This is a genomic window from Streptomyces sp. YJ-C3 (genome assembly GCF_053891275.1).
Genome location: NZ_CM132685.1, coordinates 8,942,656 through 8,963,019, shown reverse-complemented (window position 1 = coordinate 8,963,019; position 20,364 = coordinate 8,942,656). Strand labels below are relative to the sequence as shown.

The 20,364-nt window shown below is 71.5% G+C and carries 17 protein-coding genes and 1 tRNA gene; 10 read left to right on the top strand and 8 right to left on the bottom strand.

Annotated elements, in window-relative coordinates:
• Positions 1 to 16 precede the first annotated feature (16 nt).
• From cydB to ACVHNB_RS40840, 4 genes are all read left to right on the top strand, one after another.
• Complete coding sequence (cydB, locus tag ACVHNB_RS40855; protein ID WP_428953623.1) at positions 17 to 1,021, top strand: cytochrome d ubiquinol oxidase subunit II; 1,005 nt, start codon at positions 17 to 19, stop codon at positions 1,019 to 1,021.
• 33 nt (positions 1,022 to 1,054) lie between these two features.
• The gene (gene cydD / locus ACVHNB_RS40850; protein WP_456227125.1) at positions 1,055 to 4,558 is read left to right on the top strand and encodes a thiol reductant ABC exporter subunit CydD; all 3,504 of its coding nucleotides are present in this window, start codon (positions 1,055 to 1,057) and stop codon (positions 4,556 to 4,558) included.
• A 66-nt stretch (positions 4,559 to 4,624) separates the two neighbouring features.
• The gene (locus ACVHNB_RS40845; RefSeq protein ID WP_428953625.1) at positions 4,625 to 6,361 is read left to right on the top strand and encodes a GAF domain-containing sensor histidine kinase; all 1,737 of its coding nucleotides are present in this window, start codon (positions 4,625 to 4,627) and stop codon (positions 6,359 to 6,361) included.
• A gap of 119 nt (positions 6,362 to 6,480) precedes the next feature.
• Positions 6,481 to 7,521: a M23 family metallopeptidase gene (locus tag ACVHNB_RS40840; protein ID WP_428953626.1), complete on the top strand. Its 1,041-nt coding sequence runs from the start codon at positions 6,481 to 6,483 to the stop codon at positions 7,519 to 7,521.
• 3 nt (positions 7,522 to 7,524) lie between these two features.
• Here ACVHNB_RS40840 and ACVHNB_RS40835 read toward each other — a convergent pair whose 3' ends face one another.
• The 7 genes from ACVHNB_RS40835 to ACVHNB_RS40805 all read right to left on the bottom strand — a co-directional run bounded on the left by ACVHNB_RS40835 (position 7,525) and on the right by ACVHNB_RS40805 (position 14,816).
• The gene (locus tag ACVHNB_RS40835; protein ID WP_428953627.1) at positions 7,525 to 8,421 is read right to left on the bottom strand and encodes an HAD-IIB family hydrolase; all 897 of its coding nucleotides are present in this window, start codon (positions 8,419 to 8,421) and stop codon (positions 7,525 to 7,527) included.
• 89 nt (positions 8,422 to 8,510) lie between these two features.
• A complete protein-coding gene (locus tag ACVHNB_RS40830) occupies positions 8,511 to 9,452 on the bottom strand; it encodes an LLM class flavin-dependent oxidoreductase (protein ID WP_428953628.1) in 942 nt (313 codons plus the stop codon).
• A gap of 111 nt (positions 9,453 to 9,563) precedes the next feature.
• On the bottom strand, positions 9,564 to 10,106 hold the full coding sequence (locus tag ACVHNB_RS40825; protein ID WP_456229007.1) for an RNA 2'-phosphotransferase: 543 nt from the start codon (positions 10,104 to 10,106) through the stop codon (positions 9,564 to 9,566).
• 172 nt (positions 10,107 to 10,278) lie between these two features.
• Entirely contained in the window at positions 10,279 to 11,196 is a 918-nt protein-coding gene (locus tag ACVHNB_RS40820) for a MerR family transcriptional regulator (protein WP_456227124.1), read from the bottom strand.
• A gap of 61 nt (positions 11,197 to 11,257) precedes the next feature.
• Positions 11,258 to 12,196, bottom strand: coding sequence for a metal-dependent hydrolase (locus tag ACVHNB_RS40815; protein WP_456227123.1), 939 nt, complete (start codon positions 12,194 to 12,196; stop codon positions 11,258 to 11,260).
• Positions 12,193 to 13,974, bottom strand: a complete 1,782-nt coding sequence (locus ACVHNB_RS40810; RefSeq protein WP_428953631.1) for an SDR family oxidoreductase — start codon at positions 13,972 to 13,974, stop codon at positions 12,193 to 12,195. Before ACVHNB_RS40810 ends, ACVHNB_RS40815 begins: the two co-directional genes overlap by 4 nt.
• Positions 13,974 to 14,816, bottom strand: coding sequence for a M24 family metallopeptidase (locus tag ACVHNB_RS40805; protein ID WP_428953632.1), 843 nt, complete (start codon positions 14,814 to 14,816; stop codon positions 13,974 to 13,976). Before ACVHNB_RS40805 ends, ACVHNB_RS40810 begins: the two co-directional genes overlap by 1 nt.
• Before the next feature lie 301 nt (positions 14,817 to 15,117).
• Here ACVHNB_RS40805 and ACVHNB_RS40800 point away from each other — a divergent pair, with 301 nt between their 5' ends.
• The 6 genes from ACVHNB_RS40800 (at position 15,118) to ACVHNB_RS40775 (ending at position 19,377) form a co-directional block, all read left to right on the top strand.
• A complete protein-coding gene (locus ACVHNB_RS40800) occupies positions 15,118 to 16,137 on the top strand; it encodes an ABC transporter ATP-binding protein (RefSeq protein ID WP_456229006.1) in 1,020 nt (339 codons plus the stop codon).
• Positions 16,127 to 17,029 carry an ABC transporter permease gene (locus ACVHNB_RS40795; protein WP_428953633.1) on the top strand — a complete coding sequence of 301 codons (903 nt, stop codon included), beginning with the start codon at positions 16,127 to 16,129 and terminating at the stop codon, positions 17,027 to 17,029. The genes ACVHNB_RS40800 and ACVHNB_RS40795 overlap by 11 nt, the downstream gene beginning before the upstream one ends.
• Positions 17,026 to 17,937: an ABC transporter ATP-binding protein gene (locus tag ACVHNB_RS40790; protein ID WP_456227122.1), complete on the top strand. Its 912-nt coding sequence runs from the start codon at positions 17,026 to 17,028 to the stop codon at positions 17,935 to 17,937. The genes ACVHNB_RS40795 and ACVHNB_RS40790 overlap by 4 nt, the downstream gene beginning before the upstream one ends.
• 20 nt (positions 17,938 to 17,957) lie before the next feature.
• Positions 17,958 to 18,677, top strand: a complete 720-nt coding sequence (locus ACVHNB_RS40785; protein ID WP_428953635.1) for an ABC transporter permease — start codon at positions 17,958 to 17,960, stop codon at positions 18,675 to 18,677.
• Positions 18,678 to 18,786: 109 nt separating this feature from the next.
• Positions 18,787 to 19,029 (top strand): SGM_3592 family protein, encoded by a 243-nt coding sequence (locus tag ACVHNB_RS40780; RefSeq protein WP_428953636.1) that lies wholly within the window; start codon positions 18,787 to 18,789, stop codon positions 19,027 to 19,029.
• A gap of 260 nt (positions 19,030 to 19,289) precedes the next feature.
• Positions 19,290 to 19,377 (top strand) — tRNA-Ser (locus ACVHNB_RS40775).
• A gap of 147 nt (positions 19,378 to 19,524) precedes the next feature.
• On the opposite strand, the gene ACVHNB_RS40770 is transcribed toward ACVHNB_RS40775, so the two are convergent.
• Positions 19,525 to 20,349, bottom strand: a complete 825-nt coding sequence (locus ACVHNB_RS40770) for an HAD family hydrolase (RefSeq protein ID WP_428953637.1) — start codon at positions 20,347 to 20,349, stop codon at positions 19,525 to 19,527.
• Between the last annotated feature and the right edge of the window lie 15 nt (positions 20,350 to 20,364).

The following is a 20,364-nucleotide window of genomic DNA, read 5'->3' as shown; positions in this document are numbered from 1 at the left end:
AGGGAGCTGACGAGTCATGGAACTTCACGACGTCTGGTTCGTACTCATCGCGGTCCTCTGGATCGGCTACTTCTTCCTGGAGGGATTCGACTTCGGGGTCGGCATCCTCACCAAGCTGCTGGCCCGTGACCGCACCGAGAAGCGGGTCCTGATCAACACGATCGGGCCCGTCTGGGACGGCAACGAGGTGTGGCTGCTGACCGCCGGCGGCGCGACCTTCGCGGCCTTCCCCGAGTGGTACGCGACGCTGTTCTCCGGCTTCTACCTGCCGCTGCTGATCATCCTGGTCTGCCTCATCGTCCGCGGTGTGGCCTTCGAGTACCGGGCGAAGCGGCCCGAGGAGAAGTGGCAGACCAACTGGGAGCACGCGATCTTCTGGACCTCGCTGATCCCGGCGCTGCTGTGGGGTGTGGCCTTCGGCAACATCGTGCGCGGCGTGAAGATCGACAAGGACTTCGAGTACGTCGGCAACTTCTGGGACCTGCTCAACCCGTACGCGATCCTGGGCGGCCTGGTCACCCTGACGCTGTTCACCTTCCACGGCGCGGTGTTCACCGCACTGAAGACGGAGGGCGACATCCGGGGGCGGGCACGGACGCTGGCGCGCACGCTCGGGCTGATCACCGCGGTGCTGGCACTCGTCTTCCTGATCTGGACCCAGGTCGACAAGGGCGACGGCAGTTCGCTCGTCGCGATGATCGTGGCCGTGGTCGCGCTGGTCGGTGCCCTCGGCGCCAACCAGATCGGCCGTGAGGGCTGGTCGTTCGCACTGTCCGGCGTCACGATCGCGGCGGCCGTCGCGATGCTCTTCCTGACGCTGTTCCCGAACGTCATGCCGTCGTCGCTCAACTCCGACTGGAACCTCACGGTCACCAATGCCTCGTCGAGCCCCTACACCCTGAAGATCATGACGTGGTGTGCCGGGATCGCGACGCCGATCGTGCTGCTCTACCAGTCGTGGACCTACTGGGTGTTCCGCAAGCGGATCGGCACCAAGCACATCGCCGACGCCGCGCACTGACCCCGAACCCACCTACACGAGGGTGTGTTTCACGTGAAACCGATCGACCAGCGTCTGCTCCGGTACGCCCGGGCCACCCGTCTCTTCCTGATCGCGGTGGTCGTCCTCGGCGCCGCCGGGGCGGGCCTGGTCATCGCTCAGGCGATGCTCATCGCCGAGGTGGTGGTGGGCGCCTTCCAGCACGGATTCGGGGTCTCCTCGCTGCGGACGCCGCTGCTGCTGCTGGCGGCGGTCGCGGCCGGGCGCGCTCTGGTGTCCTGGCTGACCGAACTGGCCGCGCACCGGGCGAGCGCGGCGGTCAAGTCGGAGCTGCGCGGGCGGCTTCTGGAGCGGGCCTCGCAGCTCGGTCCGGGCTGGCTGAGCGGGCAGCGCACCGGTTCGCTGGTGGCGCTCGCGACGCGGGGCGTGGACGCGCTGGACGACTACTTCTCGCGCTATCTGCCGCAGTTGGGGCTCGCGGTGGTGGTCCCGGTGGCGGTGCTCGCCCGCGTCGTCACCGAGGACTGGGTGTCGGCGGCGATCATCGTCGGCACGCTGCCCCTCATCCCGATCTTCATGATCCTCATCGGCTGGGCCACCCAGTCCCGGATGGACCGTCAGTGGCGGCTGCTGTCGCGGCTGTCGGGGCACTTCCTGGACGTGGTCGCGGGCCTGCCGACCCTGAAGGTGTTCGGCCGCGCCAAGGCGCAGGCCGACTCCATCCGCAAGATCACCGGCGAGTACCGCAGGGCGACGATGCGCACCCTGCGGATCGCCTTCCTGTCGTCGTTCGCGCTGGAGCTGCTCGCGACCCTGTCGGTCGCGCTGGTCGCCGTGACCATCGGCATGCGGCTCGTGCACGGGGACATGGACCTGTACGTGGGTCTGGTGATCCTCGTGCTCGCGCCCGAGGCGTATCTGCCGCTGCGGCAGGTCGGGGCGCAGTTCCACGCGGCGGCCGAGGGACTCGCCGCCGCGGAGGAGATCTTCGACGTCCTGGAGACGCCGCTGCCCCCGTCCGGCACGGGGACGGTCCCTTCCGACGGCGGTATCAGGTTCGACGGCGTGTGTGTCCGCTACGAAGAGCGCGTCGACAACGCGGTCTCCGATGTCTCCTTCGAAGTCGCCGAAGGGGAGACCGTGGCCCTCGTGGGGCCGAGCGGCGCGGGCAAGTCGACGCTGCTCAGTGCCCTGTTGGGTTTCGTACGTCCCTGTAGTGGCCGGGTTCTGGTCGGTGGCGCCGATCTCGCCGAGATGTCGCGGGAGGCCTGGCACGCGCGCGTGGCGTGGGTTCCGCAGCGGCCGCAGCTGTACGCCGGGTCGATCGCGGACAACGTACGGCTCGCCCGGCCGGACGCCGACGACGCGGCGGTGCTGGCCGCGCTGCGGGAGGCCGGGGCCCTGGAGTTCGTCGAGGCGCTGCCCGGCGGCGTGCGCACCGCGCTGGGCGAGGACGGGGCCGGGCTCTCGGCCGGGCAGCGGCAGCGCCTCGCGCTGGCGCGGGCGTTCCTCGCGGACCGGCCCGTCGTGCTGCTCGACGAACCGACGGCCGCGCTCGACGGTGAGACCGAGGCGGGCATCGTCGAAGCGGTGCGCAGGCTCGCCGTGGGCCGGACCGTGCTGCTGGTCGTGCACCGCCCGGCGCTGTTGGCCCTGGCCGACCGGGTGGTGCGGATCGACGTGCCGCGGGCGGGACAGCCGGGGCGGGCACGTGCCGCCGCGTCCCTCCCCGTCCCGGCGCAGGCCGGAGCCGCCTCGGCCGAGCCGGCCCGGGCTGCTCAGGCGGCCCCCGAGGACCGGCGCCACGTGCTGACCCGGCTGCGCGCGGCCGCCCGTCCGCGCCGCTCGCGGCTCGCGCTCGCGCTGCTGCTCGGGGCGCTCGCGCTCGGCAGCTCCGTCGGCCTGATGGCGACCAGCGGCTGGCTGATCTCGCGGGCCTCGCAGCAGCCGCCGGTGCTGTACCTGATGGTCGCGGTGACGGCCACGCGCGCGTTCGGCATCGGCCGGGCCTGCTTCCGCTACGCGGAGCGGCTCGTCTCGCACGACGCCGTGCTGCGGATGCTGGCCGACACCCGGGTCGCCGTCTACCGGCGCCTGGAGCGGCTGGCGCCCGCCGGGCTGCGCACGACAAGGCGCGGCGACCTCCTCTCCCGGCTCGTCGCCGACGTGGACGCCCTCCAGGACTACTGGCTGCGCTGGCTGCTGCCCGCGTCCGTCGCGGGCCTCGTGGGCGCGGGTTCGGTGGCGTTCACCGCGTGGATGTTGCCCGCGGCCGGCGCCGTGCTCGCCGTCGGCCTGCTGCTCGCCGGGGTCGGGGTGCCGCTGCTGTCCGGGGCCGTGGCCCGCCGCGCGGAACGGAAACTGGCTCCCGCGCGCGGGGTGCTCGCGACCCGGGTGGCCGAGCTGCTCACCGGGACCGCGGAACTGACCGTCGCCGGCGCGCTTCCCCGGCGCACGAAGGAGGCGAAGGACGCCGACTCCGTGCTGACCCGGATCGCGTCGCGCGCCGCCACCGCGACCGCGCTCGGCGACGGGCTCAGCGCGCTGATCACCGGCCTGACCGTGGCCGCCGCCGCGCTCGTCGGCGTGCAGGGCGTACGCGCCGGGCAGCTCGACGGGGTCGCGCTCGCGGTGGTCGTGCTGACGCCGCTCGCCGCGTTCGAGGCGGTGCTCGGTCTGCCGCTCGCCGTTCAGTACCGGCAACGGGTCCACAAGAGCGCCGAGCGCGTGTACGAGGTCCTGGACGCCCCCGAACCCGTACGGGAGCCCGAGCGGCCCGCGCAGGCGCCGCAGACCCCCTTCCCGCTCGTCGTCCGGGGCCTCACCGCCCGGTACGAGGGCCAGGCGCGGGACGCGCTCGCCGGCGTCGGCCTGACCCTGGAGCGCGGCCGCAGGATCGCCGTCGTCGGCCCCTCGGGGTCGGGCAAGACCACGCTCGCCCAGGTGCTGCTGCGCTTCCTCGACGCGGACGCGGGGACGTACACGCTCGGCGGGACCGACGCGTGTGCCCTCGACGGCGACGCCGTACGGCGCATGGTCGGGCTGTGCGCCCAGGACGCGCACCTCTTCGACAGCACCGTCCGGGAGAACCTGCTGCTCGCGAAGAAGGACGCCACCGAGGACGAACTGCGGGCCGCGCTCGGCCGCGTACGTCTCCTGGAGTGGGCGGACGCGCTGCCCGGCGGGCTCGACACCCTGGTGGGCGAGCACGCCGCGCGGCTGTCCGGCGGTCAGCGGCAGCGGCTCGCGCTGGCCCGCGCGCTGCTCGCCGACTTCCCCGTCCTGGTCCTGGACGAGCCCGCCGAGCACCTCGACCTGGAGACGGCCGACGCGCTCACCGCGGATCTGCTGGACGCGACCCAGGGGCGGACGACGGTGCTGATCACGCACCGGCTCGCCGGTCTGGACGCCGTCGACGAGGTGATCGTGCTCGACGGCGGGCGGGTCGCGCAGCGCGGCTCGTACGCCGAGCTGACCGCTGTCGACGGGCCGCTGCGGGAACTGCGGGACCGGGAGGGCGCTGCGGAGCTGCTGATCGGATCGGGGGCGCCCCGGTGATCTCCGGCGCCCGGCAGCGAGAACCCCGACTTTCCTCGCTAAATAGGACTAACTAGTCTCAAGGGCATGGCAGCACCCACGGATCCCGCCGCTTCCTCCCCGGCCGAGCCCACCCAGAACGCCGTGGAGGCGGCGACCCAGGCCACCCGCAGCCTCCAGGGGCTGTCGACCGAGCTGACCGCGCGGGTGCCGCAGCTCCTGGAAGCGATGCGCTCCGTGGGCACCGGCCTGGAGCTGCACTCCACGCTCGACCGGATCTGCGAGACCGCCGCCGAGCTCGCCGACGCCAAGTACGCGGCGATCGGGGTGATCACCGAGGACGGCGAGGGGCTCTCGGACTTCGTCTACTACGGCGTCGACGAGGAGACCGCGCGGCGTATCGGACGGCTGCCCGACGGGCACAAGGGGCTGCTCGGCGCGCTCATCCAGGACCCCGTGCCGGTGCGCCTGGCGGACCTCGCGGCCGACCCGCGCTCGTGCGGCTTTCCCGCGCACCATCCCCCGATGCGGACGTTTCTCGGCGTTCCCATCCGCGTACAGGGAGAGATCTTCGGAAACCTCTATCTCACGGAGAAGCACGACGGTGGGGACTTCAACGACTACGACCTGAACATGGTCCGGGTGCTCGCCACGGAGGCCGGCATCGCGATCGGCAACGCGCGCCTCTACGAAGCGGCCAAACAGCGGGAGCGGTGGATCGACGGGTCCGTGGCCGTGACCACCGCGCTGCTCTCGGGCGGCGACGCCGAGGACGCGCTCCAAGTGGTCGCCGAACAGGCCCGCCAGCTCTCGGAATCGGCGGCCGGCATAGTGCTGCTGCCGGCCCAGGAGGGCGGTATGGAGATCGTCGCCGTCGCCTCGGAGGAGCCCTCCGCCGCACTCGGCGTGATCATTCCGCCGGAGAGCGAGATCATCTCCGATCTCCTGGGCGGCGAGGTCGTGTTCGTGGAGGACGCGGCCACCGACCCGCGCGTGATGACCGACCTCGCGCGCGGCTACGGCCCGGCCATGATGCTGCCCCTCCAGAGCGACGGACGCGTCCTGGGGACGCTCGTGACGCCCCGCGCGCGAGGGGGGCGTCCTTTCACCGAGGTGGAGCGGACCCTCGCCACGCAGTTCGCGTCGCAGGCCGCGCTCGCGCTGATGATGGCCGAGGCGCAGCGCGACCGGGAGCGGCTGGCCGTCTTCGAGGACCGCGACCGCATCGCGCGCGACCTGCACGACCTCGTCATCCAGCGGCTCTTCGCCACCGGGATGATGCTGGAGACCGCCCAGCGCCGCTCCGTGGTGCCCGAGGTGCAGGCGGGCATCGGCAAGTCCGTCGACGAGCTGGACGTCACCATCCAGGAGATCCGCACCGCCATCTTCGCGCTCCAGCAGGGGCCCACGGAGGCACCGTCGGGCCTGCGCACACGCGTGCTGCGGGAGATCAACATGGCCGCCGTGCCGCTCGGCTTCAAGCCCTCGCACCGCTTCCTGGGGCCGGTCGACACGGTCGTCGGCGAACTCACCGGCAAGAACCTCATCGCGGCCCTGCGGGAGGCCCTCTCGAACGCGTTCCGGCACGCGCACGCCGCGAGGATCGATGTCGTCGTGGACGCGACCGTGATCCTGCCCGACGGGCAGCAGGGCGTCCGTCTGACGGTCGCCGACGACGGCGTGGGCATCCCGGAGGGCGGGCGGCGCAGCGGCCTGAAGAACCTCAAGAGGCGGGCCGAGTCGCTCGGCGGCGACAGCTGGTACGGCCCCGGCCTCGGGGACGACGAGGGCGGCACGACGGTGGTCTGGCAGGCGCCGTACTGACCGGCGGCGCCCGGCGTACCTGATTCGGCGGTACGTTTCTGCGCCGTACGGGGCAAGCGTTCCCCCGGCCGTACGAGTCCCGCAGGAGGGCGGCCGCGCAGCGGGCAACGATCCGAGACATGCGCCAACGACCTCGCCGTTCCCTCGTCGTCCCGGCGCTGCTGTGCGCACTTGTCGCACTCGGCGGCCCGCCCACGCTGTCCCAGGGGGCGGACGGCCCGGAAGCAAGCACCGAAGTGGCGCGCCTCTTTGAGGAGGCGTCAGCGGCGACGCAGCACTACGAAGCGGGGCGCAGAGCCGCCGCCGTACAGAAGAGCAAGGCGCAGAAGATGGAGCGGCTGCTCGTGCGGGAGCGGCGTGAGATCGCCGTGCTGCACGACGATCTCGGCCGCATCGCCCGCGCCCAGTACCGCAGCGGCGGCGACATCCCGATCACGGCCCAGATGCTGCTCTCCGCCAATCCCGAAGAGCTGATGCACGGTCAACGGGCGGTATGGCAGGCCGACCTGGCCCTGAACAACGCCGTGGACAAGAGCCGCCGCGCCGAGAAGAAGCTCGCGGAGGGGCAGCGCGAGGCGGCCGCCCAATGGCACTCCCTACAGGCGCGCAACGTCCGCCTCGCACAACTGAAGAAGAGCATCGCGGGCAAGCTGGAACAGGCGCAGTGGGCGCTGCAGGGCGAGGCCGACCGGTCGGTGACGGCGGGGCAGTGCCGTGGCGCCGTCCGCCTCGCACAGCCGGAATTCCGCACCACGCGCGCGTGGATGCCTCCCGTGGAGACGTACACGCTGTCCGCGGGCTTCGACAGCGCGGGCGAGCGCTGGGCGCACCGGCACACCGGACAGGACTTCGCCGTCGACATCGGCACGCCCGTGCGGGCGGCCGGCGCCGGGCGGGTGGTCAGCGTGTCCTGCGGCGGCGGCTTCGGCATCGAGGTCGTCGTGCGGCACCCGGGCGGCTACTACACGCAGTACGCGCATCTCGCGGCCGTCACCGTCGACCAGGGCGAGAAGGTGCGCGCGGGACAGTGGCTCGGGCAGTCGGGGACCACCGGCAACTCGACGGGGCCGCACCTGCACTTCGAGGTGCGGCTCACGCCGTATCTGGGGTCCGGGGTGGACCCGGTGAAGTGGTTCGCCGAGCGGGGCGTGCGGCTGTAGGGCTCAGCGGGCGGCCAGGATGTCCTCGATGACGCGGGCCACACCGTCCTCGTTGTTGGTCGCCGTCCGGCCGGTCGCCGCGGTCAGCAGGTCCGGGTGCGCGTTGCCCATCGCGTAGGAAGTGCCCGCCCAGGCGAGCATCTCCATGTCGTTGGGCATGTCCCCGAAGGCGACGACCTCGGCGGGGGAGATGCCGCGCTCGGCGCAGCACAGTTCGAGCGTGCTGGCCTTGGAGACGTCCCGTCCGCTGATCTCCAGGAGGGCGCTCGGGCTGGAGCGGGTGATGGCCGCGAGGTCGCCGACCGCGGTCCGGGCCAGGGCCAGGAACGCGTCGGGGCCGAGTTCCGGGTGGTAGGCGAGGAGCTTCAGGACCGGCTGGTCCGCGACGACGGACCCCTCGAAGTCCGCGGTGAGCAGCTTCTCGGCGGCCGCCACGCTCTCGCCGGGTTCGAGGTGCAGCGGCGGGTACGTCGGCTCGTGGTGCAGGCCGCCGGTCCGCTCGACCGCGAACGACGTGCCGGGGGCGGCCGCGCGCAGGACGGCGACGACGTCGAGCGCGGCCGGGACGGCCAGCTCCCGGATCTTCACGAAGCGGTGGTTGCCGGGGCCGCCGTGCAGGTCCACGACGGCGGCGCCGTTGCCGCAGATCGCCAGGCCGTGACCGTGCAGATGGTCGCTGACGACGTCCATCCAGCGGGCCGGGCGGCCCGTCACGAAGAAGACCTCGATGCCGGCCTCCTCGGCCGCGGCCAGCGCGGCGACCGTCCGCGGGGAAACGGTCTTGTCGTCGTGCAGCAGCGTGCCGTCGAGGTCCGTGGCGATCAGCCGGGGCGCGGGGGCGGAGGGGGCCGGGGTCCAGGGCCCAGGGGTCGGTGAGGTCACCGCCCTATGGTCGCGCATATGCGCGCACGGGCGTGCGGCGGGGCGCGCAGATGAGTACGGTCCTGGCGCATGCGCCCCGCCTGGCGCCCGCTGTCACACCACGTGTTTCAGCCGAGTTGGGCGAGGGCCTCCGTGGCGATGGCCTCGAAGGCCTTCTGGTCGGCCGCGAAGCCGGTGTCGGGGATCGGCCAGTGCACCACGATCTCGGTGAAGCCCAGCTCCCGGTGCCTGCCCGCGAAGTCCACGAAGGCGTCGACGGACTCCAGGGGACGGCCGCGGTCCGGGGTGAATCCGGAGAGCAGGATCTTGTCGAGTTCGGCCACGTCGCGGCCGATGGCGGCGCATGCGGCGGTCAGCTTCTCGACCTGACCGCGAATGGCTTGAATCGACTCCTCCGGGGTGCCCGTCTCGTACAGCTTCGGGTCGCCGGTGGTGACCCACGCCTGACCGTGGCGCGCGGCGAGCTTGAGGCCGCGCGGCCCGGTCGCGGCCACCGCGAAGGGCAGCCGGGGCCGCTGCACACAACCCGGGATGTTCTGCGCGCCGCCCGCCGAGTAGAAGGTGCCGTCGTACGAGACCGTGTCCTCGGTGAGCAGCCGGTCGAGCAGGGGGACGAACTCGGCGAACCGGTCGGCCCGTTCCCGGGGCGTCCACGGCTCCTGGTCGCCGCGGCCGAGGGCACTCGCGTCGAAGCCGGTGCCGCCGGCGCCGATGCCGAGCGTGACCCGGCCGCCCGAGATGTCGTCGAGCGAGATCAGTTCCTTGGCGAGGGTGACCGGGTGCCGGAAGTTCGGTGAGGTCACCAGGGTGCCCAGCCGCATCCGCTCGGTGACGCCCGCCGCGGCGGTGAGCGTGGGGATCGCGCCGAACCACGGCCCGTCGCGGAACGGCACGCGCCAGGACAGGTGGTCGTACGTGTACGCGGTGTGGAAGCCCAGCTCCTCGGCGCGCAGCCACGCCTCGCGGGCGCCCTCGTGCCAGCGGCGGTAGGGCAGGATCACGGTGCTCAGGCGGAGCGGGGGCTGGGGCGTGCGGGCCTTGTCGGTCATGTCAGTGAGCGTATGCGGGCGGCTCCGCCGGTGCTCGGGGCGGTCGGCAGGTGCGGTGTCGCCACCGGGCCCGTGGGCCGTGGCGGTGCTGTCCTGCCCGGTCGGCCGGTCTCAGCCGGGGAAGCGCAGGTAGCCCGGGGGAACGGCGGTGGTGAGCCAGACGCCGTTGGCACTCACCCGGAACGTGTGGCCGTCGCGGTGCATCGCGCCCGCGTCCACCGACAGCACGATCGGACGGCCGCGGCGGGCGCCCACCCGGGTGGCGGTCTCGCGGTCCGCGGACAGGTGCACGTCGTGCCGGCTCATGGGGCGGAGGCCCTCGGCGCGGATCGCGTCGAGGAAGCGGGCGACGGTGCCGTGGTACAGGTACGCCGGTGGCCGCTCCGGCGCCAGCCCCAGGTCGACGTCGATCGTGTGGCCCTGGTTGGCGCGGATGCGGGTGCCGTCGACGGTGAAGCGCCGCTTGTCGTTCTCCGCGACCGCCTGGTCCAGTTCGGCCCGGCTGACCCGGAAGCCGTGCGCGGCGGCCGCGGCGAGCAGCGTGTCGATCTCCACCCAGCCTGCCTCGTCGAGCGTCAGCCCGATGCGGTCCGGTTGATGTCGCAGATGCTTCGAGAGGTACTTCGAGACCTTCACGGTCCGCTGTTCATTCATGCGTTCCTTCATGGCGTCAGGGTGCCCGGGGGCCTGTCCGCCGTGCACGCGGATTTCTTCCACGAGTTTGCGCTCGCATGTTTGATCCACAGCCAAGTCCATTTATCCACAGGGGAATTGGCGATTCTGTGGACAACTCCCGCGCGAAAGGAGGCTTTTGATCAACAAAGTTCTACTTGCGGTGTTTTGACGTCAGTGCGTCCAATGTCCTTGCTTGTACCTCTCGTTCAGCCGCCGCGGCGATGAAGGCGGACACGCCCTCAGGCCCAACAAGCCCGCGTACGGCGCGCATTGTCCCGGCGGGCAGGGAGACGGATTGCGGTTCGTCCGCCGGTGATGCGACCGGACCCTCCGCGAGGTGCCGGTGGAGGTGCTTGGTGGCGAACAGACGCATGGCGCGCGCCAGTTCGGCATCGACCGACTGCTGGGCGAGCGGGCGCAGACGGCGCACGAGCGAGGCGGCTTCGGCGGCTTCCGCGTCGGTCGGCGGATAAGGGCCGAGGTAGCGCGCGAAGACGTGCTCGGTGGTGAACTCCAGGAAACGAGCCGCAATATGCTCGATCTGTCCCCTCAACTCCCGCAGATGGCCCGAGATCGCGGACAGCGGAACGCCCGCCGCGTACAACTCCACGGCCACAGCGAGCTCTTGGGGGCTGGGTACGAGGAACTCGTCGTCCCGTCCCGGAACCCGCTCCAGCACACCGAGCTCGATCGCGTCCTGCACGGCGGCCTCGTCGGGACGGCCACCGAACCGCTCGTCCAGCTCCGCCCGCGTGATACGGCCCGCCCGCTCGTCCGTCCACGGTCCGTCCACCTCGGCGACCAGGCCGAGCACCCCGCCGAGGCCCCGGCCCGCGTCCCAGGCCTCCAGGAGCTCCTTGATGGAGGCCAGGGTGTAGCCGCGGTCGAGCAGGTCGGCGATCTGGCGCAGCCGGGACAGGTGCGCGGCCGTGTACACATTGGCCCGGCCGCGGCGCTCGGGCCGGGGCAGCAGCCCACGGTCCTGGTAGGCACGGATCGTGCGGACCGTGGCTCCGCTGTGGTGGGCCAGGTCCTCGATCCGGTACTCGGCGACCGACTGCTCCGTCACACCCCACGCCCTTCGGTCGTACGTCCCTGCGGACGGGCCGGTCCGGTCGTGCACCGGCCGGTCACGCCACGGCCGAGCGGCCGATCGCACCGGCCGCGGCCCGGGCCGCGGGCGAGGCCGCCAGATACTCGACGGCCTTGCGCAGCGAACCCTCCTGCGAGGGATGGTACGACCGGCGCAGATAACGGGGTACGGCCGCACCCAGCTCCCGCCAGCTCGGCAGCAGCCCCTTGCGCACGGCCTTGTTGTGCTCGGCCAGTGAGTAGCGCAGCCGCCCGGCGAGCTGCGGGTCGTGCCGGACGAGATAGGCCGCGCCCCACGCCCACAGGTACAGCATCACGGGCGCGGTGACCGCCATACCCGCTGTCCGGCGGGCGTAGCGGCGCAGCCCCCGGCCGCCGCAGTGCTGGTACATGTCGAAGGCGACCGCGCGGTGCTCGACCTCCTCCGCACCGTGCCAGCGCAGCAGGTCGAGCATGACCGCGTCGCAGTCCGCCCGGTCGAGGGCGTCGGCAGACAGCACCCAGTCGCCGAGCACCGCCGTGAACTGCTCGATCGCCGCGATCACCGACAGGCGGAGGCGCAGCCACTCCTGCGCCGGTATCGGCATCCCCGGAGGAGGTGTCCCACCGAGCAGCTTCTCGAAGAGGAAGTCGACGTACTTCGTGTAGTCGGCGGTCTGCAGCCGCTGGACGGCCAGGTGGTCGAGGACGTACGCGTGCTGCACGCTGTGCGTGGCCTCCTGACCCATGAACCCCTTCACGTCCTTGAGGAGTTCGGGATCGTCGACCAGCGGCAGCGCCTCCTTGAACACCTTCACGAACCACCGCTCCCCCGCGGGCAGCAGCAGATGCAGCACGTTGATGACGTGGGTGGCGGTCGGCTCGTCCGGTATCCAGTGCAGCGGCGTCGACTCCCAGTCGAAGGAGACGCGGCGCGCAGCGATCGTGTGCTGCCCCGAAGACTCCTCGGGGCCGTACGTACGGTCCGCGGTGCTCACAACGGCGGCTCCATCCGTGCGATCGCGCGCAGCGCCCTGGGCGTGAAGCGGGACATGAGATGGGCGCCGCGGGCCTCCGGGGTGACCGGGACCACCGCCTTGTTGTCGACCACGGCGCGCAGGATCGCCTCGGCGACCTTCTCCGGCGGGTAGTTGCGCAGGCCGTACAGGCGCGAGGACTTCTTCTGGCGGCGCTTCTCCTCGTCCGCGTCGACCCCGGCGAAGCGGGCCGTCGACGTGATGTTCGTGTTGACCAGGCCGGGGCAGATCGCGGAGACCCCGATGCCCTGCCCGGCCAGTTCGGCGCGCAGGCACTCGCTGAGCATGAGGACGGCGGCCTTGGAGGTGGAGTAGGCGGGCAGCGCCTTCGAGGGCTGATACGCCGCCGCGGACGCGGTGTTGACGATGTGGCCGCCCTGTCCGCGCTCGGCCATCTGCCTGCCGAACAGCCGGCAGCCGTGGATGACGCCCCACAGGTTCACGTCGAGGACCTTCTTCCAGTCCTCCGGGGTCGTGTCGAAGAAGGACCCCGACAGACCGATCCCCGCGTTGTTCACCAGGACGTCGACGGTGCCGTACTCGGCGGCGACCTTCTCGGCGAGCTTCTCCATGGCCTGCTCGTCGGAGACGTCGACGGTCTCCGCCCATGCCTCGGGGGCGCCTATGAGCTGGGCCATCTCGGCGGTACGGGCCGCGCTCTCGGCGTCGCGGTCCACGGCGACCACGCGCGCGCCGGCCTCGGCGAACGCGAACGCGGTGGCCCGCCCGATGCCGCTGCCGGCGCCGGTGACGAGGACGAGCTGGCCGCCGAACCGGTCCGCGTGCTTGCCGTCGGCCGTCCTGCGCTGTGCGGGCACGCCCGCCTCCCGCTGCTCGTTCGCGGTGACGAACTCGCCGATCCACGCCGTGAGCTGGTCCGGCCGGGTGCGCGGCACCCAGTGCTTGGCGGGCAGCGTGCGGCGGGTCAACTGGGGCGCCCACTGCTCCAGTTGGTCGTAGAGCTTCGGCGACAGGAAGGCGTCCCCGAGGGGCGTGATGAGCTGCACGGGCGTGTGCGCGTACGCGTCCTCGCGCGGGCGGCGCAGTCTCGCCCGTACGTTGTCCCGGTACAGCCAGGCGCCGTGCGCCGCGTCCGAGGGGAGCGACGCCGTCGGGTAGTCGCCCGCCGGGACCCGCTCCACGCGCTCCAGGATGCCCGGCCAGCGCTTGCCGAGCGGCCCGCGCCAGGCCAGCTCCGGGAGGACGGGCGTGTGCAGCATGTACACGTACCAGGACTTGGCGCCCTGCCCCAGCAGCTGCCCCACCTTGCGGGGCGTGGGCCGCTTCATGCGCTGCTTGATCCAGTGCCCGAAGTGGTCGAGCGACGGACCCGACATCGAGGTGAAGGACGCGATGCGGCCCTCGGTGCGCTCGACCGTGGCGAACTCCCACGACTGCACCGAACCCCAGTCGTGCCCCACCAGGTGGACGGGCCGGTCCGGGCTCACCGCGTCGATGACGGCCACGAAGTCGTCGGTCAGCTTCTCCAGGGTGAAGCCGCCGCGCAGCGGGGCCGGCGCCGTGGAACGGCCGTGTCCGCGCACGTCGTAGAGGACCACGTGGAAGCGGTCCGCTAGGCGGGTGGCGACCTCCGACCAGACCTCCTTGGAGTCGGGGTAGCCGTGCACGAGGACGACGGTCGGCCGCGCCGCGTCGCCCAGCTCGACCACGCACAGCTCGATGCCGCCCGTGTGCACCCAGCGCTCGCGCGCGCCGTGGATCTTCGTCAGGTCCGTCATCAGATGCCCTCCGCCCAGCGCCGCACGTGCGGCAGATCGTCGTCCAGCCAAAAGGCGCTCTCCTCGGGGTCCTTGGAGTCGGTGACCACGAGGAGCTCCTCGAACTTGGCGCCCGTGCCGCGGAATCCGAGGTGCGGCTCCACCGCCCACAGCCCCGGCTGCGGCGGATGGTCCGAGAATCTGTACGGCGACCACAGCGGTGACCAGCCGTCCCGGTGTCCGTGCAGCGCGTCGCTCGCCAGGCCCTTGAGCGACTGCGTGCCGAAGCCGAAGAGGGTGGGGTTGAAGCGGCGCTCCTTGGCCCGGTCGACCTTGTGCGCGATGACGCCGAAGGGATACGCGCGATGCCGGTTCGCATAGCCCTGGCGCACCATCAGCCGGTCGACGTCCTCGTAGATCTCGCGCAGCGGCCGGCGCTCGCGCACCTCGCGCAGGAGCAGCTCCCGGTGCGCCTCGAGGTCCGCGAGGAGCTTGTCGTGCACCGGGTTGAGCCCGAGACAGCCGGAGTACCCGATGTCGGCCGTACAGCCGTTGAGGACGGGAGCCATGTCGAGGATGAAGGGCATCCCCGGCTCCAGCTTCCGGTTCGTGGGGAAGAACTGCAGCGGTACACGGAAGTTCACGAACGCCGTGCGGTCCCCGAACCAGGCGAAGGGCAGATGGAACCAGTCCCGCACCCCGCGCTCGCGCAGCCAGTCCCGCTGCATCCGCGCCGCCTCGCGCTCCGTCACACCGGGCTTCAGCTGCGCCGCGACCGCTTCCGCGCACTCGTACGCGAGCGTCTGAACCTCCCGGAACCCCCTCAGTTCCGCGGAGAGTTCCCGTACCACTGCTGGGGTCATGCCACCGTCCGTCCGTGTCCCGGCCGCCCGGGTCCCGTGACCGGGCCGTCGCCGTACGCGCTCGTAACTTGACACTGATGAATGTGACAATGCCTGACGGCGACGTCAAGAGGCCTGCGGCAGACTGTGGAAAACGTCCGCGATGTGCACAGAGTCGGCACCGTGACGAGTGACGACCCGGGGCGCGAGGGGCTACTCAGGGAGGACCCCTAGGGACCCGTAATACTCAGGTCTCATACGAGGTCGAGCCTGTGGTCTGACGAATCGCTGTGGTCTGCGCCACTACCGTCGAACCGTGACTGTGATCGCGACCGAAAGCCTGAGCAAGCGGTTCCCCCGGGTGACCGCGCTTGACCGGCTGACCATGGACATCGGGCCCGGGGTGACCGGACTCGTCGGAGCCAATGGAGCCGGCAAGTCCACCATGATCAAGATCCTGCTGGGTCTGTCCCCCGCTTCGGAGGGCCGTGCCGAAGTGCTCGGGCTCGACGTCGCGACCAAGGGCGCTGAGATCCGTGAGCGCGTGGGGTACATGCCCGAGCACGACTGCCTGCCGCCCGACGTCTCGGCCACCGAGTTCGTCGTCCACATGGCGCGCATGTCCGGCCTGCCGCCCACCGCCGCCCGCGAGCGCACCGCCGACACACTGCGCCACGTCGGCCTGTACGAGGAGCGCTACCGCCCCATCGGCGGCTACTCGACGGGCATGAAGCAGCGCGTGAAGCTGGCCCAGGCCCTCGTCCACGACCCGCAGCTGGTGTTCCTGGACGAGCCGACGAACGGTCTGGACCCGGTCGGCCGCGACGACATGCTCGACCTCATCCGCCGCGTCCACCAGGACTTCGGCATCTCGGTCCTGGTCACCTCGCACCTGCTCGGCGAGCTGGAGCGCACCTGTGACCACGTCGTCGTGATCGACGGCGGCAAGCTGCTGCGCTCCAGCTCCACCACGGACTTCACGCAGAACACGGCGACGCTCGCGATCGAGGTCACCGACAGCGACGAACACCCCGACGGCACCGGCGCGTTGCGCGAGGCCTTCGCCCGGCGCGGGATCGAGACGACCACCGGCGGCGAACTGCCCGGCGCGGGCCACACCGTCCTCATCACCGCGCAGGGCGAGGAGACGTACGACATCGTGCGCGACGTCGTCGCGGACCTCGGCCTCGGCCTGGTCCGGATGGAACAGCGCAGGCACCACATCGCCGAGGTCTTCCGCCCCCAGGACGAGCCGCGGCAGGAGCAGGCCTCCGAGCGGGCCGCCGCCTGGGCGGCCACCGCCGCCACACAGCAGACGGGAGGCTCGCGCGATGACCACTGAGCCCATGCCCACGGACCGCGCGTCCACCCAGATCCACAACATCGGCTACCGCCACTACGACGGCCCGCGTCTGGGCCGCGCGTACGCCCGCCGCTCGCTGTTCTCGCAGAGCCTGCGCGGAGCGTACGGACTCGGCCGCTCGGCCAAGTCCAAGGTGCTGCCGATGCTGCTCTTCGTCGTGATGTGCGTCCCCGCGCTGATCATGGTCGCGGTCGCCGTCGCCACCAAGGCGAAGGACCTGCCCGTCGACTACACGCGCTACGCGGTCCTCCTCCAAGCGGTGGTCGGCCTCTACGTGGCGTCGCAGGCACCCCAGGCCGTCTCCCGCGACCTGCGCTTCAAGTCGGTGCCGCTGTACTTCTCGCGCCCCATCGAGCGCGTCGACTACGTGGTCGCGAAGTACGCGGCCATGGCGTCGGCCCTGTTCATCCTCACCGCCGCACCGCTGCTCGTCCTCTACGTAGGCTCTCTGCTCGCCAAGCTGGACTTCACCGAGCAGACCAAGGGATTCGCCCAGGGACTGGTCTCCGTGGCGCTGCTGTCACTGCTCTTCGCCGGCATCGGTCTTGTCGTCTCCGCCGTCACACCGCGCCGGGGCTTCGGCATCGCCGCCGTCATCGCCGTGCTGACCATCTCCTACGGGGCGGTCTCCACGGTCCAGGCGATCGCCTACGCGCAGGACAACGGCAGCGCGGTGTCCTGGCTCGGCCTGTTCTCGCCGATCACGCTCATCGACGGCGTACAGACCGCCTTCCTGGGCGCCTCGTCCGCCTTCCCCGGCGCCGACGGCCCCTCGGCGGGCCAGGGCGTGGTCTATCTGCTCGTCGTCCTCGGGCTCATCGCCGGCTCCTACGGGCTGCTGATGCGCCGCTACCGGAAGGTCGGACTGTGACCGCCATCAACATCGACCACGTATCACGCTGGTTCGGCAACGTCGTCGCAGTCAACGACGTCACGATGAACATCGGCCCGGGCGTCACCGGCCTGCTCGGTCCGAACGGCGCGGGAAAGTCCACCCTCATCAACATGATGGGCGGCTTCCTGGCCCCGTCGAACGGGACGGTGACGCTCGACGGACAGCCGATCTGGCGCAACGAACAGATCTACCGCCACATCGGCATCGTCCCCGAGCGCGAGGCCATGTACGACTTCCTCACCGGACAGGAATTCGTCGTCGCCAACGCGGAGTTGCACGGCCTCGGCAAGAAGGAGGCCCAGAAGGCGCTCGCCACGGTCGAGATGGAGTACGCGCAGGACCGCAAGATCTCGACGTACTCCAAGGGCATGCGCCAGCGCGTGAAGATGGCGTCCGCGCTGGTCCACGAGCCCTCCGTGCTGCTCCTGGACGAGCCGTTCAACGGCATGGACCCGCGCCAGCGCATGCAGCTCATGGACCTGCTGCATCGCATGGGGGACGAGGGCCGCACCGTGCTCTTCTCCTCGCACATCCTCGAAGAGGTCGAGCAGCTCGCCTCCCACATCGAGGTGATCGTCGCCGGACGGCACGCGGCCAGCGGCGACTTCCGCAAGATCCGCCGGCTGATGACCGACCGCCCGCACCGCTACCTCATCCGCTCCAGCGACGACCGGGCCCTGGCCGCCGCGCTGATCGCGGACCCGTCGACCGCGGGCATCGAAGTCGACCTCAAGGAGGGCGCGCTGCGCATCCAGGCCGTCGACTTCGGCCGGTTCACCACGCTGCTGCCGAGGGTCGCCCGGGCACACGGCATCCGCCTGCTCACGGTCTCGCCGTCCGACGAGTCCCTCGAGTCCGTCTTCTCTTACCTGGTTGCGGCCTAGTCACGGCGTAGGAGGCCCTGATGTACGACCCCACTGTCGCCCGGCTCACCTACCGGGCCCTGCTCGGCCGCCGCCGGGCCCTCATCCTCTTCGCGCTGCCCGTGCTGCTCGTCGTGATCTCCGCGCTGGTGCGCGGCCTCACGGGAGCCGACGACCAGACCGCGTCCGACCTCCTCGGCGGTTTCGCGCTCGCCACGATGGTGCCGCTCATCGGTGTCATCGCGGGCACGGGTGCCATCGGCCCCGAGATCGACGACGGCTCCGTGGTCTATCTCCTGTCCAAGCCGGTCAAGCGCCCCACGATCATCTTCACCAAGCTCATCGTGGCGATCGCCGTGACCATGGTGTTCTCCGCCGTCCCGACCCTGATCGCGGGCCTGATCCTGAACGGGAACGGGCAGCAGATCGCCGTCGCCTACACGATCGCCGCCCTGGTGGCCTCCATCGCGTACGCCGCGATCTTCCTGCTGCTCGGCACGGTGACCCGGCACGCGGTCGTCTTCGGCCTGGTCTACGCCCTCGTGTGGGAGGCGCTCTTCGGCTCCCTGGTCGCCGGGGCCCGCACGCTCAGCGTGCAGCAGTGGTCCCTCGCGGTCGCCCACAAGGTGGCCGGCGGCGACCTCGTCACCTCGGACGTGGGGCTGCCGCTCGCGACGGTACTGCTCGTCGCCGTGACCGTGCTGGCGACCTGGTACGCGGGCCAGCGGCTGCGGTCCCTGAAGCTGGCCGGAGAGGAGTAGGAGCCGGTCCGGGCACCGCCCGCACTGGTCTTGACGCCGCTTTCACCCTCCCACCTGGACACTGGTGGGAGGGTGCGCTGTCCGCTACGCCGCCCGAGGAGGTCCCACGATGGCAGCCGAGCCGATCCGTGAGGGGGATACGCCCGAGCAGGGCGACGCCTGGGACGACGTGGTCCTGGACGCCGACTTCATCCGTTCCGCGGAGACGACCGAGCCGTCGGCACGGGCCCGGATGCTCACCGCGCGCTGGCGCGACGGGGGCCCGGACCCGCAGCCGTGGCGGTCGGACGAGCCGCCCGCCGGATGGTTCTTCAGCAAGGCACGCCGCCGCAAGCGGCGCCGCCGCCGATAAGCACCCGCGATTAATTCGGTGGCGCCGAACTCGGTGCCGCGGCACAGTAGTTGTCGTACCACCGCGCCGGTCCACCACCGGCGTCCATCGACCGGGAGAGGAGCGCGACGATGTCCGTCAGTAGTCCGTCGAGCTCCCGGCAGGGCAGCCCGAGGCAGGCTCCGGAGTAGTCACTGCACTCCGTTGAGCCCCGCCCAGGGGTGCTGCCCGGGGCGGCCGCTTCGAGCGCGTGCCATCTGTGGCACGCGGGCCGCCCACCCGGAGGATTGGCCGAGTGGTAAGGCAGCGGCTTGCTAGGCCGTCGTCGGGGCTGGAACCCCCGCGCGCGTTCGATCCGCGCATCCTCCACGTTTTTTGCTGCGCTTGGCTTCAGCGGTGTCCGGGCCGGCCTGCGGCCAGGCGACGGCGTCTAGCCGTTGGTGCCGCAGGTCGGTTGCCGGATGCGAGGTGTGGTGGGTCGCTCGCGCAGTTCCCCGCGCCCCCAGAGGGGCGCGCTCAGCCCAGCAGGCGTTCCAGGACGACCGCGATGCCGTCGTCCTCGTTCGACGCCGTCACCTCGTCCGCGACCGCCTTCAGGTCCTCGTGGGCGTTGGCCATCGCCACGCCGTGGGACGCCCAGCCGAACATCGCGATGTCGTTGGGCATGTCCCCGAAGGCGATGGTGTCGGACGACTTCGCGCCCAGGCGGCGGGCCGCCAGGGAGAGCCCCGTGGCCTTGGAGAGACCGAGCGGGAGCAGCTCCACGATGCCCTCGCCCGCCATCGTGACGCCCACCAGGTCACCGGCCACGGTGCGCGCGACCTCCGCCAGCTGGTCGTCGGTCAGGCCCGGGTGCTGGACGTACACCTTGTTGAGGGGGGCCGCCCACAGCTCCGCGACATCCGTGAACGGGATGACCGGGAGCGGTCCCTCCTGCACTCGGTAGCCGGGGCCGACGATGACCTCGCCCTCGATGCCGTCACGGCTCGCGGCCAGGGCCATCGGCCCGATCTCGGCCTCGATCTTGGACAGCGCGAGCCCGGCGAGCTGCCGGTCGAGGGTCACCGACGTGAGGAGGCGGTGCTCCCCCGCGTGGTAGACCTGCGCGCCCTGGCCGCACACCGCGAGACCGTCGTAACCGAGGTCGTCGAGGATGTGGCGGGTCCAGGGCACGGCCCTGCCGGTCACGACGATGTGCGCGGCGCCCGCCGCGGTGGCCGCGGTGAGCGCCTCGCGCGTCCGCTCGGAGACCGTGTCGTCGGAACGCAGCAGCGTTCCGTCGAGGTCGGTCGCGACGAGCTTGTACGGGAAGGCGGGGGCGGTGGGAGCGGGATGGCTCACTTGGTGATCGGCTCC

What these genes read in the sequence shown, in the direction of transcription:
- cydB (WP_428953623.1), top strand. Translation starts at nt 17, where the DNA reads ATGGAACTTCACGACGTCTGGTTCGTACTCATCGCGGTCCTCTGGATC.
- ACVHNB_RS40845 (WP_428953625.1), top strand. Translation starts at nt 4,625, where the DNA reads ATGGCAGCACCCACGGATCCCGCCGCTTCCTCCCCGGCCGAGCCCACC.
- ACVHNB_RS40840 (WP_428953626.1), top strand. Translation starts at nt 6,481, where the DNA reads ATGCGCCAACGACCTCGCCGTTCCCTCGTCGTCCCGGCGCTGCTGTGC.
- ACVHNB_RS40835 (WP_428953627.1), bottom strand. Translation starts at nt 8,421, where the DNA reads ATGCGCGACCATAGGGCGGTGACCTCACCGACCCCTGGGCCCTGGACC.
- ACVHNB_RS40830 (WP_428953628.1), bottom strand. Translation starts at nt 9,452, where the DNA reads ATGACCGACAAGGCCCGCACGCCCCAGCCCCCGCTCCGCCTGAGCACC.
- ACVHNB_RS40825 (WP_456229007.1), bottom strand. Translation starts at nt 10,106, where the DNA reads ATGAATGAACAGCGGACCGTGAAGGTCTCGAAGTACCTCTCGAAGCAT.
- ACVHNB_RS40810 (WP_428953631.1), bottom strand. Translation starts at nt 13,974, where the DNA reads ATGACGGACCTGACGAAGATCCACGGCGCGCGCGAGCGCTGGGTGCAC.
- ACVHNB_RS40805 (WP_428953632.1), bottom strand. Translation starts at nt 14,816, where the DNA reads ATGACCCCAGCAGTGGTACGGGAACTCTCCGCGGAACTGAGGGGGTTC.
- ACVHNB_RS40795 (WP_428953633.1), top strand. Translation starts at nt 16,127, where the DNA reads ATGACCACTGAGCCCATGCCCACGGACCGCGCGTCCACCCAGATCCAC.
- ACVHNB_RS40785 (WP_428953635.1), top strand. Translation starts at nt 17,958, where the DNA reads ATGTACGACCCCACTGTCGCCCGGCTCACCTACCGGGCCCTGCTCGGC.
- ACVHNB_RS40780 (WP_428953636.1), top strand. Translation starts at nt 18,787, where the DNA reads ATGGCAGCCGAGCCGATCCGTGAGGGGGATACGCCCGAGCAGGGCGAC.